The following is a 15,374-nucleotide window of genomic DNA, read 5'->3' on the forward strand; positions in this document are numbered from 1 at the left end:
AGTAAACAACCGGTCAGTTGCCGAAGAAGTCCATTTGGGCAAACATCCGGCGAAATACTGAGGTCAGGGAGGTGAAACCGGGTGCGGTGAGTGGTGTCGCTCAGCGCAGTTCCGACTCCACCCGGACGCGGCGGGGACTTCCGATACTCTGGGCTCCCGTGACCGTCGCATCGTCCCCGGGTACCTCCGTCCATTCCGCCTCACAGTTCGATCTGATCGTCGTCGGCTCCGGATTCTTCGGGCTGACCGTTGCCGAACGCGCCGCCTCCGTGCTGGGTAAACGGGTTCTGGTGATCGAACGGCGCCACCACATCGGTGGCAACGCCTACTCCGAGCCGGATCCGGAAACCGGGATCGAGATCCACAAGTACGGCGCGCACCTGTTCCACACGTCGAACAAGCGGGTGTGGGACTACGTCACCCAGTTCACCGAGTTCACCGGCTACCAGCACCGCGTCTTCGCGATGCACAAGGGACAGGCCTACCAGTTCCCGATGGGCCTCGGCCTGGTCTCCCAGTTCTTCGGCCGCTACTTCTCGCCGGAAGAGGCGCGCGCGCTGATCGCGGAGCAGGCCTCGGAGATCGAGACCAAGGACGCGCAGAACCTCGAGGAGAAGGCCATCTCGCTGATCGGCCGCCCGCTCTACGAGGCGTTCGTCCGCGACTACACCGCCAAACAGTGGCAGACCGACCCGAAGGAACTGCCCGCGGGCAACATCACCCGCCTCCCGGTCCGCTACACCTTCGACAACCGCTACTTCAACGACACCTACGAGGGCCTGCCCCGCGAGGGCTACACGAAGTGGCTGGAGAACATGGCCGCCTCCGACCTGATCGAGGTGCGCCTGAACACCGACTGGTTCGAAGTGCGCGAGCAGTTGCGCGCCGAAAGCCCGGACGCGCCGGTCGTCTACACCGGCCCGCTGGACCGCTACTTCGACTACAGCGAAGGCGAGCTGGGCTGGCGCACCATCGATTTCGAGACCGAGGTGCTGCCGCTCGGCGACTTCCAGGGCACCTCGGTGATGAACTACAACGACGCGGACGTTCCCTACACCCGCATCATCGAGCCGCGCCACTTCCACCCCGAGCGCGAGTACCCCACCGACAAGACGGTGATCATGCGGGAGTACTCCCGGTTCGCGCAGACCGGCGACGAGCCGTACTACCCGATCAACACACCGGAGGACCGGGCGAAACTGCTGGCCTACCGGGAGCTGGCCAAGCAGGAGACCGCCACGGCGAAGGTCGTCTTCGGCGGCCGTCTCGGCACCTACCAGTACCTGGACATGCACATGGCGATCGGCAGCGCGCTGAGCACGTTCGACAACGTGCTGCACCCGCATCTGGCGGATGGTGCGCCGCTCGTGGACCAGGAGGCTTAGGAGCGGAATGACCTCCCAATCCATTTTGGAAGACATGACCACCGAGACCCGCGCCAAGTCGCTGTTGCAGCGCATCATCCTGCCGCGGCCGGGCGAGCCGCTGGACGTGCGCACGCTCTACGTCGAGGAGTCGCAGACCAACGCCAGGCGCGCGCACGCGACCACCCGCACGTCGCTGTCGATCGGCGCGGAGTCCGAGGTCTCCTTCTGCACGTACTTCAACGCCCTGCCCGCGAGCTACTGGCGGCGCTGGAGCATCCTGTCTTCGGTGGTGCTGCGGCTGGAACTGGCCGGTCACGGCCGGGTGGACGTGTACCGATCCAAGGCCGACGGCTCGCGAATCCACGTGCAGGGCAAGGAATTCGCGGTCGCGACCGGCGCCGACTCGGTGGTCGTCGAATTCGAGACCGACCTGGGCCCGTTCGAGGACGGCGGCTGGATCTGGTTCGACATCACCACCGACACGGCGGTCACGCTGCTGTCGGGCGGCTGGTACGCGCCGATCGAGGCGCCCGGAGAGGGCAGCATCGCGGTCGGCATGCCCACCTTCAACCGGCCCACCGACGCGGTGAAGACGCTCGCCGCACTCGGCTCCGACCCGCTGGTGCTGGAGAAGATCGCGGCCGTCATCATCCCGGACCAGGGCACGAAGAAGGTCGTCGACGAGCCCGGCTTCACGGAATCGGCGGCCGCGCTCGGGGATCGCCTTTCCATCCACGACCAGCCCAACCTCGGCGGGTCCGGCGGCTACAGCCGGGTCATGTACGAGGCACTGAAGACCACCGACGCCGAGTACATCGTCTACATGGACGACGACATCGAGATCGAGCCGGATTCCATCCTGCGCGCGCTGGCCTTCGCCCGCTTCGCGAAGTCGCCGGTCCTGGTCGGCGGTCAGATGCTCAACCTGCAGGAGCGCTCGCACCTGCACGTCATGGGCGAAGTGGTCGATCGCGGCATCTTCATGTGGACCGCGGCGCCGAACGTCGAGTACGACCACGATTTCTCGAAGTACCCGCTCAAGGACCGGGACAACTCGAAGCTGTTGCACCGGCGCATCGACGTCGACTTCAACGGTTGGTGGACCTGTGTCATCCCGCGGCGCGTCGCCGAGGAGCTCGGCCAGCCGCTTCCGCTGTTCCTGAAGTGGGACGACGCGGAGTACGGCTTGCGCGCTCGCGCGGCCGGGTACCCGACCGTCACGCTGCCCGGCGCGGCGGTGTGGCACATGGCCTGGAGCGACAAGGACGACGCCATCGACTGGCAGGCGTACTTCCACTTGCGCAATCGCCTGGTCGTCGCCTCGCTGCACCTGCCGGGCAACGGGCGCGGCATGGTCGTCAACACGATCAAGGCGACGCTGAAGCATTTGCTGTGCCTGGAGTACTCGACGGTCGCGATCCAGAACCTCGCCATCCGCGATTTCCTCGCAGGCCCGGAACGGCTGTTCCAGCTACTGCCCAGCGCTCTGGGGGCGGTGCACGAGCTGCGCAAGCAGTATCCGGACGCGGTGATCCTGCCCTCGTCCACCGAACTGCCGCTGGCCAGCCACATCGGCGTCGGAGCGGTCGGTGAGCCGGCCAATCCGATCGCCAAGGTGGCGCGGCTGGCCAAGGGCGTGGTGCACAACTTCCGCTCCGCGCGCACCGAACACCACGAGACCCCGCAGCTGAACGTGCCGACGCTGGACGCGCGCTGGTTCCTGCTCTCGCAGGTCGACGGCGTCACCGTCACCACGGCCGACGGCCGCGGCGTCGTCTACCGCAAGCGCGACCCCCGCCAGGCGCTCGGCCTGTTCAAGGAGGCCATGCGTCTGCGCAAGGAGCTGGCCGCCCGTTTCCCGGAGATGCAGCAGCGCTACCGCGCCGCCCACCCGCAGCTGACCAGCACCGCGGCGTGGGAGAAGGTCTTCGGCATCGACACGAAGGATGAGCAGCAGTGAGTCTCGGAGCGAGCGCCGCCGACGACGCGGCGGTGCAGTCGCCGCTGCACAGCGCCAACGGTCACGGTGGCCCGGTGTCCGCGCACCCCGCGCCTGCCGGGCAGGCGCCGCCGGAGGTCGCGATCATCAACGCGGTGCAGGCCACCCTCGGTAGCAAGCCCGCCGTGGTGTCCGCCGCGCGTGGCCTGTCGCACTTCGGCGAGCACGCGCTCGGCTGGGTCGGCATCGCCGCCGCAGGCTGGCTGGTGGACAAGCCGCGGCGCAGACAGTGGGCCGGGGTCGCGGTCGGCGCGGTCGGCGCGCACGCGGCCTCGATCGTCATCAAGCGCGTCGTTCGCCGTCCGCGCCCGAACGATCCGTCGGTGCAGGTCAACGTGGGGACGCCGAGCAAACTCAGTTTCCCGTCCTCGCACGCGACCTCGACGACGGCAGCGGCCGTGTTGCTCGGCAGATTGACCGGGCTACCCTTGCCTGCGGTGCTCGTCCCCCCGATGCTGCTTTCGCGGGTGGTCCTCGGGGTGCACTACCCCACCGACGTGCTCGCCGGTTCCGCGCTCGGCGCCGCGTCCGCCGCCGCCCTGCTCGCCGCCGAAAAGAGACTCGACAATGACCGCACAAGAAAGAGCCTTCGTTGACATGAGTGAAGAGCCGACCGGCGCCGACCTGGCCGAGGCGGTAGTCAAGGGCCCGCCCAAGACGCTGGCCGGCGGTCTGTTCAAGGCAGTCCGTCCGCGGCAGTGGGTCAAGAACGTATTGGTGCTCGCCGCTCCGCTGGCCGCGGGCACGGCGACCAACGTGGACGTGCTCGCGCACGTCGGCATCGCCTTCGTTGTGTTCTGCATGGCGGCATCGGGCATCTACCTGGTGAACGACGCGCTCGACGTGGAGGCCGACCGGGCGCATCCGACCAAGCGGTTCCGGCCGATCGCCGCGGGCGTCGTCCCGGTGAACCTGGCCTATCTGCTGTCGGCATTGCTGCTGGCCGGGTCGATCGCGGGCTCGTTCCTCGCCTCGTGGCATCTCGCCGTGGTGATGACGGTCTACATCGGCATCCAGCTGGCCTACTGCTTCGGACTCAAGCATCAAGCCGTGCTGGACATCTGCATCGTGTCCTCCGGCTTCCTGCTGCGCGCGGTCGCCGGTGGCGCGGCGGCCGACATCGAGCTGTCGCAGTGGTTCCTGTTGATCATGGCCTTCGGATCGCTGTTCATGGCGGCGGGCAAGCGCTACGCGGAGCTGCAGATCGCGCTGGGCACCGGCGCCAAGATCCGCAAGTCGCTGGAGTACTACACGCCCACCTACCTGCGCTTCATCTGGACGCTGGCCGCGACGGCGGTGGTGGTTTTCTACGGGCTGTGGGCGTTCCAGCAGGACGGCATCAAGGACACGAACTGGTTCGCGATCTCGATGGTCCCGTTTACCATCGCAATCCTGCGTTACGCGGTCGACGTCGATGGGGGCGAGGCCGGGGAGCCGGAAGAGATCGCGCTGGGGGACCGCGTCCTGCAGTTCCTCGCAATCGCCTGGATCGGAGCGGTAGGTGTCGCTGTCTATCTCACCTGACGAGATGCTGGTGGCGGAGCGAACGGAATACGCGGCGGAGCGGTCGGCCGATGAGCCGTCCGGCTCCGCGTCGCGGTTCGCGCGTCTGTCCAAAGCCACGTTCGTCGGTGGGATCACGCTCACCGTTGTTCTTTTCGCGGTCGGGGGCTGGCAGCGGCGGTGGATCGCCGACGACGGTCTCATCGTGTTGCGCACGGTGCGCAACCTGCTGGCGGGCAACGGCCCCGTCTTCAACGAGGGCGAGCGCGTCGAAACCAACACCAGCACCGCGTGGACCTACCTGGTCTGGTTCTTCAGCTGGCTGACCCAGGCGCGGCTCGAGTACGTGGTGCTCGGCGTCGCGCTCACCGTCTCGCTGGCCGCGGTCGTGTTCGCCATGCTCGGCTCGGCGCGCTTGTGGGGCGGGACCCGCACCGGGCTGTTGCTGCCCGCGGGCGTGCTGGTCTACATCGCGCTGCCCCCGGCCCGCGACTACGCCACCTCGGGTCTGGAAAGCGGCTTGGTGATCTGCTGGATCGGCCTGCTGTGGTGGCAGCTGATGCGCTGGAGCCAGGCCAAGTCGGTGCGCCTGCCCGGCCTGCTCGGACTGGTCTTCCTCGCCGGGCTGGCCCCCCTGATCCGTCCCGAGATGACCTTGGTCGGCGCGCTCGCGCTGCTGATGATCTTCTGCGCGCCCATGCCCGAGAGCAGGCTGCGGCCGATCGTGCTGCGCGCGGTGATCGTCGCGGTGGCCGGACTGGTGCCGCTGGGCTACCAGATCTGGCGGATGGGCTACTACGGCCTGCCCTACCCGAACACCGCCGTCGCGAAGGACGCGGGCGGCGCCAAGTGGGGGCAGGGCTTCACCTACCTGTGGGACCTCGTCGGCCCGTACTTCCTGTGGGCGCCGCTGCTGGTATTGCTGATCGCCGGTGTGCTCGCCGCTCGCACGGGTGCGACTCGGAACGCGCGTGCCGAAAACGAAGACGCGCGTGGCTGGTCGATCGGCCGGATCCGGGGGTGGTTGCGCTCGCCGGGCGCTGTGGTCGCTTTGGTTCTGGCCAGCGGGTTCCTCCTGACCGTCTACGCGCTTCGGGTCGGCGGCGACTTCATGCACGGCCGAATGCTGCTGCCCCAGCTGTTCCTGTTCCTGCTCCCGGTCGCGGTCATTCCGATCCGGGCGCCGCAGGGCGGTGTGCGCGCGGCCACCGCCGCCGACTGGTCCTACGCGGCGCTGGCGGTGGCATTCGTCGGCGTCGCGGGGTGGGCGCTGTTCGCGGCGAACACCACCGCGATCAAGACCGGCACCAAGATCACTTCGACCGGCATCGTCGACGAGCGCGTCTACTACGTGCTCAACACCGGGCACGACCACCCGATCCTGGCCGAGGACTACTTGGACTACCCGCGCATCCGCGCGATGGTCAACGACATCACCGGCACTCCGGACGGCGGTCTGCTGCTCAACTCGCCGTCGTTCATGTTCTGGTACATCGCTCCGCCGCCCCAGCCGATTCCGGACGGCGGCGCCGGGCACACGGTCTACTTCCTGAATCTCGGCATGACCAGCATGAACGTTCCGCTGGACGTGCCCGTGATCGATCCGATGGGTCTGGCCTACCCACTGGCCGCGCACACCGACCGGCTCACCGACGGCCGGATCGGCCACGACAAGAGCCTGTACCCGGACTGGGTCGTCGTCGACACCGGCATGGTGGACAAGAAACCGTGGATGCCCTGGTACCTGGACGAGAAGTGGGTCGCTCAGGCGCGCACCGCGATGTCCTGCCCGGACACCCAGGCGTTGTTGATCTCCTACCGCGATCCGCTCACCTTCGAGCGTTTCCGGCACAACCTGCGCAACGCGTTGCGGTTCGCGAAGTACCGCATCGATCGCGTCCCGAAGTACGAGATCCAGCGGTGCGGACTGGTCGATCCTTTCCCGCAACCGGTCGCGCAGCGCTGATCCCGTGAATCACATTGGGCCCATCGGGCACGATGGGCCCAATGGCCCCATTATGCGAGGTAGATAAAGTGGCGTACGCCGCTTTATCTCTTTTTGGTAACGCCACCGTGTCGATACCGATATACGCTACGACCGTATGCCCGGCCTGGCGTCCACCGGTCGTGGGCATCGACGGGTTACCGTGTGGACGGCTTGCCGCTGTCGCTGTGCAAACGAAAGGTTGAAACTGATGCGAGGCGTGATCGGGCGTCGTCTTAATTCTCGAAGAGCGGGTTCCTGGCTCAAGCGGTCCATGCTGGTTTCGCTGGCAGTTCTGCTACCGCTCGGGGTGTCGGTGGCAGGCCCTGCCGCCCCGGCGTCCGCCGCGTTCAATCCGGACGGCATGGATTTCTGGGTCGACTCCGAAATGGGGCCGATCAAGTCGCGCATCTTCCGCGCCGCCGATGGCAACACCGGCCGCGTGGTGTACGCGCTGGACGGCATGCGGGCGCGCAATGACCTCAGTGGCTGGGAGATCGATACCGAGGTCGCGCGCGAGCTGACCAAGTGGAACATCAACGTGGTCATGCCGGTCGGCGGCCAGTCCAGCTTCTATGCCGACTGGAACGGCCCGAGCGACTTCTTCGGCCTCGGCAGCGCGGGCTCGTCCTCCACCGGTTCGGCGAACTCCGGCTCCGGCCTGCTGACCGGTTCCGCTGGCGGACCGGGCAAGACCAGCACTTACAAGTGGGAAACCTTCCTCACCAACAACCTTCGCTGGGCGCTGCGCGACCGCCTCGGGTTCAACCCGAACGGCAACGGCATCTTCGGTCTCTCCATGGGCGGCAGCGCCGCCCTCACTCTGGCGGCCTACCACCCCGACCAGTTCCGTTACGCCGGTTCGTACTCCGGGTACCTGAACATCTCCGCGCCGGGTATGCGTGAGGCGCTGCGCGTGGCGATGCTGGACGCGGGCGGCTACAACATCGACGCGATGGCGCCGCCGTGGGGCCCGCAGTGGCTGCGGATGGACCCGTTCGTGTTCGCGCCGCGACTGAAGGCGAACAACACTCGCCTGTGGGTCTCCGCCGGTAGCGGTCTGCCCAGCGGGGCGGACGGCATCAGCTTCAACACGCTCAACGCGATGGGTCTGGAAACGCTGGCCTTGGCCAACACGCGCGCCTTCCAGGTCCGCATGCTCACCCTGGGCGCGAACAATGTCACCTACGACTTCCCGGCCGTGGGTGTGCACAACTGGAACTACTGGGCCGATGAGGTCTATCGGATGATCCCGGATCTGTCCGCGAACATCGGGTAGTAGCCCGGTCATAGCGAGGAAAGGCCGTTTCGCGCCATCGGCGCGGAGCGGCCTTTCGGCGTTTACCCGGTCGTCCGCGGGTACTTCGGCAACGAATACGAAGAGAAAACGGCTTCGGTAGTTGTGGTCTGGATCACCATCCAGCAACATGAAGGCATTCGTTTCCAATTGATACCCGAACAGCATGCACCAAGGTCGATTCGTCCGGTTTCTTGGTGGGCGTCTCGTCCTGGTGCCCGACGAGGGGCCGGTTGGGATTGCTAATAGTTTGCCAGACCGGGCCGCCTGAGGGAAAGGTCGATGTGATGCGTAGTGCGCGCGGGAAGCGCTGGCCCCAGAGGCCCCGAGTAGCCGGTTCGTGGTTGCGGCGGTCCGCCCTCGGCATCGCCGCGGCGATGCTGCTGCCGCTCGGGGCGACCGTCGCGGGCGTGGGCGCCACGGCGTCGGCGGCGTTCGACCCCGCGGCCTTCGATTTCTGGGTCGATTCCGGCATGGGTCCGATCAAGACCCGGATCCTGCGTGCCGCCGACGGCAACACCAATCGCGTCGCCTATGTGCTGGACGGCATGCGGGCGCCGGAGACGCTGAACGGCTGGGAGATCGAGACCAATATCCCGCAAGTCCTGGCGAGCCAGAACATCAACGTGGTCATGCCGGTCGGTGGCATGTCGAGCTTCTATGCCGACTGGATCGCGCCCAGCGAGTTCTTCGGCGTCCCGGCGGGCGCGGGCTCCAGCACCGGTTCCGGCGGGCTGGACGGGTTCGCGGGCGGGCCCGGCAAGAGCTACCGGTATCAGTGGGAGACCTTCCTGACCAACAATCTGCGCTGGGCGCTGCGCGATCGGCTGGGGTTCAACCCCAACCGCAACGGCGCCTTCGGCTTGTCGATGGGCGGCAGCGCGGCGCTCACCCTGGCGGCCTACCACCCGGATCAGTTCAGCTTCGCGGGGTCGTTCTCCGGCTATTTGAACAACTCGGCGCCGGGTATGCGGGAGGCGATCCGCGCCGCCATGCTGGACGCGGGCGGCTACAACGTCGACGCGATGGCGCCGCCGTGGAGCCCGCAGTGGCTGCGGATGGACCCCTTCGTGTTCGCGCCCAACCTGATCCGCAACGGCACCCGCCTGTGGATCGCCGCGGCCAGCGGACTGCCCTCGGCCGGCGACCCGCCGAGCTTCGGCACCCTCAACGGCATGGGGCTGGAGAGCCTGGCGCTGGCGAACACTCGCGCGTTCCAGGTCCGGATGGCGACCTTGGGTGGCGGCAACGCCGTCTACTCCTTCCCGCCGTTCGGTATTCACGCCTGGAACAACTGGGCTGACGAGGCCATGCGAATGATCCCGGATATGTCGGCGAACATCGGCTGAATCTTTTGGCGGCGCCTGCGGCGCCGCGTGTTCGCGGCCCCCTATGGCTCGCGTCAGAGCGGACGAGACTCGCGCCTGCGGCGCATGCGCTTCGTCCACTCTGACGCGAGCCGGGCCGCGAACGGCGCTCGTAAGACTCGCACCCGAGTGGGTTCAGTGTGTGGGGAACTTGCGCTTTCTGGTGTGCGGCGGGATTGGCGGGGGCATTTGTTTGCGGTTTGTGCAGTTGTCTTCCTGGCTGTAGGGGCTGCGTAGTGGTCGTTTTGAACCAGGGAGGCGCGTTCTCGGGGGAGCCAGCTTAGGGGGAGTGGGGTAGGTAGTAGGGGGTCTGTGGGGGCGGTGCGGGGAAGTCCGGGGGCATTCCACCTCATGTTTGCTACATGATCGCTGTTGAGTGGTTATCGCTGCTTGGTGCTGTTTGCCCGAAGTCGCCTCTGTGGCTATCACGGCAGATCTCGGTTCCGATCACGGTTCGGTCACTGGTTTCGGTGGACTCCGCCTCGTCCGCTCGGAGGCGCCGAAGGCCTGCGGGGAGGCCGCTGGGGGTGTCGGGATTGCGAAGATCTCGGGTCGGTGACAGTTCCCGCCAGGAGCGCGAATATCTTGCGTTCCAACACGACATCACCGCGAGAACGCGATAAGGTCACCGCACCATTACCTTGCGTGAACGGATGGATTTCGGCCAGTGGAAAGACCCGGATCTTGCTAAAGCGGGGGGCGTCGAATATCGTCCAGCGAGCGCAAGTGTGACCAGATCGTTGTAGCGCCGTCATGGGGATCGGATTGTCGGGACCATGTCCGTGACGCGCGTCTCGTTGGCAACACGGGTGCCGCTTCGCCCCTCGGGCGGCGAGTGGCACCACAACAGCAGAAAGAGAGCAGGATTCATGCGTTTCGGCAGGGCGGCCGCGCCGAAGAGAACACAGTCGGGACGGCGAGGCGCGGCTCGCGGTTGGCGTAATCGAATTCTGGCTGTCGGTGCCGCCGCGCTGGCGCTACCGATCGCCGCAGGCCTGGCAACCCCGACTCTCGCCGCAGCGGCGCCGTCGGTGCACACGCCGGTGTTGCGGGCGCCCGCGGGCGGCTTCGAGGACCTGATGGTCCCGTCCAGCATGGGCCCGATCAAGGTGCAGGTGCAGTGGGCCGCACGCGGCGGCAACGCGGCGCTGTACCTGCTCGACGGTCTGCGCGCCCGCGACGACCGCAACGCCTGGTCGTTCGAGACCAACGCGCTGCAGCAGTTCGGCAACGACAACATCACCCTGGTGATGCCGGTCGGCGGCCAGTCCAGCTTCTACACCGACTGGTACGCGCCGTCGAACCTGAACGGCCAGAAGACCACGTACAAGTGGGAGACCTTCCTCACCAAGGAACTGCCCGCCTTCCTGGAGGGCTACGGCGTCTCGCGCACCAACAACGCGGTCGTCGGCCTGTCCATGGGCGGTAGCGCGGCGCTGGCGCTGGCGGCCTACCACCGCGACCAGTTCAAGTTCGCCGCCTCCTACTCGGGCTACCTGAACATCTCCGCGCCGGGTATGCGTGAGGCGATCCGCGTCGCGATGCTGGACGCGGGCCGCTTCAACGTCGACTCGATGGCCGCGCCGTGGAGCCCGCAGTGGCTGCGGATGGACCCGTTCGTCTTCGCGCCGCAGCTGCGCGGCCTGCCGATGTACATCTCGGCCGCCAGCGGCCTGCCGGGCCAGTTCGACCAGCCGAACTCGGCGGTCGGCGTGTTCAACACCGGCAACGGGATGGCGCTGGAAGCCCTCTCGCTGGTGAACACCCGCGCGTTCCAGGCTCGCCTGAACTCGCTGGGCATCCCCGCCCGGTACGACTTCCCGGCCGCGGGCACCCACTCCTGGAAGTACTGGGAGGGGCAGCTGTTCGCCTCGCGCAACATGATCCTGGACGCCACCGGCGCCTGGTGATCTGATCCGCCTCGTCGCATTCAGGCCGCACCGATTCGGTGCGGCCTGAATTGCGTTCGGGGGCAGCCATGATCGCGTGACAGCGAACATTGTTTGCTGGACAGCGCGTGTCTCCCGTAAACGTCGCTATAACGGGAGTACAAAGCTTTTGTGGCAGGGATTACGCGCGGTAGCTGTGACATACGCGGGCGTCTCGTCGCGCGTTCGGCACGCGAGCGGCTCATGCTGCTCGCCGCCACGATGGTGATCCCGCTAGCCGCGAGCGTGTCCGTCGAGGCTCCCGCCGTCGCGGAGCCAACGGCGGCCGTGGCCGCGCCCGCGCTGGAGAAGGTCCAGTGGCTCAGCGACCGTCGCGTCGCGCTGTGGGTGACCTCGCCGTCCATGGGAGTGCCGATCCAGGTCCAGTTGCTGCTGGCCAGAGACTGGAACGCCCACCCGGAGGCCAGATTCCCCGTCCTGTTCCTGCTCGACGGTCTGCGCGCGACCGACGACGAGAGCGGCTGGACGAAGGAGGCGGGGGCGGTCGATTTCTTCGCCGACAAGAACGTCACCGTGGTGCTGCCGGTGGGTGGGCAGGCCAGCTTCTACGCCGACTGGCTCCAGCCGGACAACGGCCGTACCTACAAGTGGGAGACTTTTCTCACCAAGGAGCTTCCGCCGCTGCTGGAGAGTCATTGGCGTGCGACACCCGTGCGGGGTGTGGAAGGCCTCTCGATGGGTGGCACGGCCGCGATGTTCCTCGCCGCCCGCAATCCGGGCTTCGTACGGCACGCCGCGTCGTATTCGGGCTTCCTGACCACGACGACGCTGGGCATGCCGCAGGCCATCGAGTTCGCCATGCGGGATGCGGGCGGCTTCGACTCCGCCGCCATGTGGGGTAGGCAGACGGACCCGGAGTGGGAGGCGCACGACCCGTACGTGCTGGCCGACAAGCTGCGAGGAGTCAGTCTCTACGTCTCCAGCGGCAGCGGCGCGATCGGTCCCTACGACCACGCCCTCGGCATTCCCGGGGTGAGCACCAACATCGCGGGCATGGGATTGGAGATCCTCTCCCGGCTCACTTCGCAGAACTTCGTGACCAAGCTGTCCAAGCTGGCCATTCCCGCGCAGGTGAACTATCGCCCGTCCGGCACCCATTCCTGGCCGTACTGGGACTTCGAGATGCGTCAGTCCTGGACCCAGGCCGCGTCCGCGCTCGGCGTCGATCAGGGCAAGCCCGCCTGTCAGCCGGGCGGCGCGATCGGCCCGGTAGCAGCCGCGGCGGGCTGGCTCGGTGACTGCCTCACCGGGGAGTACGCCGTGGCAGGAGGCACCGCGCAGGACTTCAAGGGCGGCCGGGTGTTCTTCGCGCCGGACAGCGGCGCTTACCCGGTCGGCGGCGTATTCGGGCCCGGTTACCAGGCGGCCGGAGGACCTACCGGACCGCTCGGGCTGCCGACGGGCGAGGAACGCGCACTGGAAGACGGCCGCGGCCGGTTCCAGGCATTCCAGCACGGCGCGCTGTACTGGACGCCGCAGACCGGAGCTCAAATGGTGCGTGGCGCAATTTACGACGAGTGGGGCAAGCAGGGGTTCGAACGCGGTCCCGCCGGTTACCCGACAGCGCCGGAGGCCAAGACACCGAGTCGCGACGGCGCCGTGCAAGCCTTCGAGAACGGTCCGTTCTACTACAGCCAGGCCACCGGCGTGCACCGCGTCCAAGGCCTGATCCTCGGCAAGTACGCCCAGCTGGGCTTCGAGAACAGTCCGCTCGGCTTCCCGGTCGCCGAAGAGCAGACGGTGAAGGACGCGGGCCGCTTCAGCCGATTCGAAGGCGGGACCATCTACTGGAGCCCGGTGTCCGGCGCTTGGGCGGTCCGCAACGGCCCGATACTGGATGCTTGGCGCGACGCCGGCTACGAGAACGGCAAACTCGGCTTCCCCACCGGCGACGAGTTCCCCATCTCCGACGGCGTGCAGCAGAACTTCCAGGGAGGTTTCATCACGCTGCGCGACGGCAAACCGGAACTGCACGCGCTTTGAGTGCGACCGGTGCACGGCAGCCCGCGCGCTCTCACCCGACCTGCCCGACCCGCGCCACGTGTTAGCGGATGCGCCTGCGGTCAGGTCGTGCGCGGCTTCCGGAACATGTATACGAGCACGTCGGCGCAGCTCCCGGTTTCGAGCGAAGCGAGACCGAGCATGCGCCGTTCGCGGCCCGGCTCGCGTCCGAGTGGCCGCCGCGTCCGCGACGAAGTCGCCAGCGGCGGTCGCTCGGACGCGAGCCATAAAGGGGCCGCGAACACGCAGCGCCGCAGGCGCTGCAAATCGGACCCAGCTAGCCTGGTGGGCGACCCGACCCCGCTCAGTGACAGATCGAGGACAAGAATTCATGCATCGGACCCGTGGAAAGGTATTCGGCGTGGTTGTGGCGATTGCCGCAACCGGCCTGCTCGCCGCGTGCGGCGACAATGATTCGACCGCGACGAGCACGCCATCGCCTACCCGCACCACGACGGCAGCGGCGGCGACCACGTCGCCGGTCGCTTCGACACCCGCCGAAACCGGCCGGCCCGCTCCCGCGCCGGAGCAGCCCACCACGACGGTGGCGCCCGAGCGTCCGCAGCCGGTGCCGACCGAAGCCGTCCCGCCCGCGGACACCTCGAAGCTCACCGACAAGGACAAGAAGTTCCTGGACGAGCTGGCCAAGCAGGGTGTCACCCCGTCGAGCCCGGACATCGCGCTGAGCATCGGCGCGTACGTCTGCCAGGGCACCGCCGCGGGCGCGTCCGATCAGGATCTGATGACCTTCGTCAACGCCATGGCAGGTTCGGATCCGTCCTTCGACCCGGCGAAGATGCCGGTGGAGAAGGCCGGGCAGATCTACATCTCCACCGCTCGCGCCACGTACTGCCAGTGAGTTCGCGCGTCCGTTCGACATCCCGCCGGTCCAAGCCGGCGGGATGCCTGCTCGTGATCGGCGGCATCCTGCTGATCATCCTGGTGGTCCTGCTGCTGTGGTACCTGCTCGCAGGGCGTTTGCGCCCGCCCGGCCCCGGGCCGAAACCGCCGGAACGCCCGACCTCGCAGCCCGCGAGCTGTCCGGATGTGCAGATGATCTCGGTGCCCGGCACGTGGGAGTCGAACAGCGCCGACGATCCGCACAATCCGACCGCCAACCCGGTGTCGCTGATGCTCAACGTCTCCGGCCCGATCACCCAGCGGTTCCCGAGCGAGCGGGTGGACGTGTACACCGTTCCGTACGTCGCGCAGTTCTCCAATCCGATCGCGATCCCGCCGGACGGCCAGCAGTCGTACAACAACAGCCGATCCGAGGGCACCCAGCGGATGGTCGACGCCATGGCCGCGCGGCACCAGGAGTGCCCGCTGACCACCTACGTGCTCGCGGGGTTCTCCCAGGGCGCGGTGATCGCGGGTGACGTCGCCGCGCAGATCGGTGGGGGCGCGGGCCCGGTGCCCGCCGATCTGGTGCTGGGCGTGACGTTGATCGCCGACGGACGCCGTACCGGCGACAACGGCCCGGGCCAGGCGATCCAGATCGGCACCCCGCCGCCGGGTGTGGGTGCCGAAGTCGCGCTGAAGGGGTTGAACGTGCCAGGCATCACGATGACCGGTCCGCGTCAAGGGGGCTTCGGCACGCTGGCCGAGCGCACCTACACCATGTGCGCGCCCGGCGATCTGATCTGCGACGCACCCCGGGAGGCGCTGAGTCCGTGGAACATCCTGGGCAGCGTGAACACGCTGGTCCGGGCCGCGGGAAACCCGGTGCACACCCTCTACAACAGTTTCGTCGTCGACGGCGACGGCAACACCGCGACGCAGTGGACGGCGAACTGGGCGGCCGGACTCATCGAGACAGCGCCGCATCCGGCTCATTCGTGAAAATTCACAGCCCGTGAGATACCCCGCACCCGATTGGCGTGACAAGCGCAACTCGAGTTGGGTAG

General features: G+C 67.5%; 11 protein-coding genes. All 11 read left to right on the forward strand.

What is annotated here, in order from left to right; genetic code table 11:
• Positions 1-158: 158 nt before the first annotated feature.
• Positions 159-1,385 carry a UDP-galactopyranose mutase gene (gene glf, locus ACIA5H_RS19635; protein WP_356963340.1) on the forward strand — a complete coding sequence of 409 codons (1,227 nt, stop codon included), beginning with the start codon at positions 159-161 and terminating at the stop codon, positions 1,383-1,385.
• Between the two features lie 7 nt (positions 1,386-1,392).
• Positions 1,393-3,327, forward strand: coding sequence for a glycosyltransferase (locus ACIA5H_RS19640; protein ID WP_356963503.1), 1,935 nt, complete (start codon positions 1,393-1,395; stop codon positions 3,325-3,327).
• A gap of 74 nt (positions 3,328-3,401) precedes the next feature.
• Positions 3,402-3,962 carry a phosphatase PAP2 family protein gene (locus tag ACIA5H_RS19645; RefSeq protein WP_355073744.1) on the forward strand — a complete coding sequence of 187 codons (561 nt, stop codon included), beginning with the start codon at positions 3,402-3,404 and terminating at the stop codon, positions 3,960-3,962.
• Between the two features lies 1 nt (position 3,963).
• Positions 3,964-4,890, forward strand: coding sequence for a decaprenyl-phosphate phosphoribosyltransferase (locus ACIA5H_RS19650; protein WP_355073143.1), 927 nt, complete (start codon positions 3,964-3,966; stop codon positions 4,888-4,890).
• 4 nt (positions 4,891-4,894) lie between these two features.
• The gene (gene zomB / locus ACIA5H_RS19655; protein WP_397077027.1) at positions 4,895-6,835 is read left to right on the forward strand and encodes a flagellar motor control protein ZomB; all 1,941 of its coding nucleotides are present in this window, start codon (positions 4,895-4,897) and stop codon (positions 6,833-6,835) included.
• A 229-nt stretch (positions 6,836-7,064) separates the two neighbouring features.
• Complete coding sequence (locus ACIA5H_RS19660; protein ID WP_355073141.1) at positions 7,065-8,132, forward strand: alpha/beta hydrolase family protein; 1,068 nt, start codon at positions 7,065-7,067, stop codon at positions 8,130-8,132.
• Positions 8,133-8,437: 305 nt separating this feature from the next.
• On the forward strand, positions 8,438-9,499 hold the full coding sequence (locus ACIA5H_RS19665) for an alpha/beta hydrolase family protein (RefSeq protein WP_364432894.1): 1,062 nt from the start codon (positions 8,438-8,440) through the stop codon (positions 9,497-9,499).
• Positions 9,500-10,386: 887 nt separating this feature from the next.
• Positions 10,387-11,427, forward strand: coding sequence for an alpha/beta hydrolase family protein (locus ACIA5H_RS19670; protein ID WP_355073137.1), 1,041 nt, complete (start codon positions 10,387-10,389; stop codon positions 11,425-11,427).
• 222 nt (positions 11,428-11,649) lie between these two features.
• A complete protein-coding gene (locus tag ACIA5H_RS19675; RefSeq protein ID WP_397077028.1) occupies positions 11,650-13,449 on the forward strand; it encodes an alpha/beta hydrolase-fold protein in 1,800 nt (599 codons plus the stop codon).
• 379 nt (positions 13,450-13,828) lie between these two features.
• Complete coding sequence (locus ACIA5H_RS19680) at positions 13,829-14,326, forward strand: DUF732 domain-containing protein (RefSeq protein WP_379249873.1); 498 nt, start codon at positions 13,829-13,831, stop codon at positions 14,324-14,326.
• On the forward strand, positions 14,317-15,309 hold the full coding sequence (locus ACIA5H_RS19685; RefSeq protein WP_397077029.1) for a cutinase family protein: 993 nt from the start codon (positions 14,317-14,319) through the stop codon (positions 15,307-15,309). The genes ACIA5H_RS19680 and ACIA5H_RS19685 overlap by 10 nt, the downstream gene beginning before the upstream one ends.
• The last annotated feature ends 65 nt before the right edge of the window (positions 15,310-15,374 follow it).

The organism is Nocardia sp. NPDC051900, assembly GCF_044452545.1.
GTDB classification, from domain to species: domain Bacteria; phylum Actinomycetota; class Actinomycetes; order Mycobacteriales; family Mycobacteriaceae; genus Nocardia; species Nocardia sichangensis.

Bases quoted from the DNA above. Each gene is read 5' to 3' on its own strand.
- ACIA5H_RS19640 (WP_356963503.1), top strand. From the start codon at position 1,393: ATGACCTCCCAATCCATTTTGGAAGACATGACCACCGAGACCCGCGCC.
- ACIA5H_RS19650 (WP_355073143.1), top strand. From the start codon at position 3,964: ATGAGTGAAGAGCCGACCGGCGCCGACCTGGCCGAGGCGGTAGTCAAG.
- zomB (WP_397077027.1), top strand. From the start codon at position 4,895: ATGCTGGTGGCGGAGCGAACGGAATACGCGGCGGAGCGGTCGGCCGAT.
- ACIA5H_RS19660 (WP_355073141.1), top strand. From the start codon at position 7,065: ATGCGAGGCGTGATCGGGCGTCGTCTTAATTCTCGAAGAGCGGGTTCC.
- ACIA5H_RS19665 (WP_364432894.1), top strand. From the start codon at position 8,438: ATGCGTAGTGCGCGCGGGAAGCGCTGGCCCCAGAGGCCCCGAGTAGCC.
- ACIA5H_RS19670 (WP_355073137.1), top strand. From the start codon at position 10,387: ATGCGTTTCGGCAGGGCGGCCGCGCCGAAGAGAACACAGTCGGGACGG.
- ACIA5H_RS19675 (WP_397077028.1), top strand. From the start codon at position 11,650: ATGCTGCTCGCCGCCACGATGGTGATCCCGCTAGCCGCGAGCGTGTCC.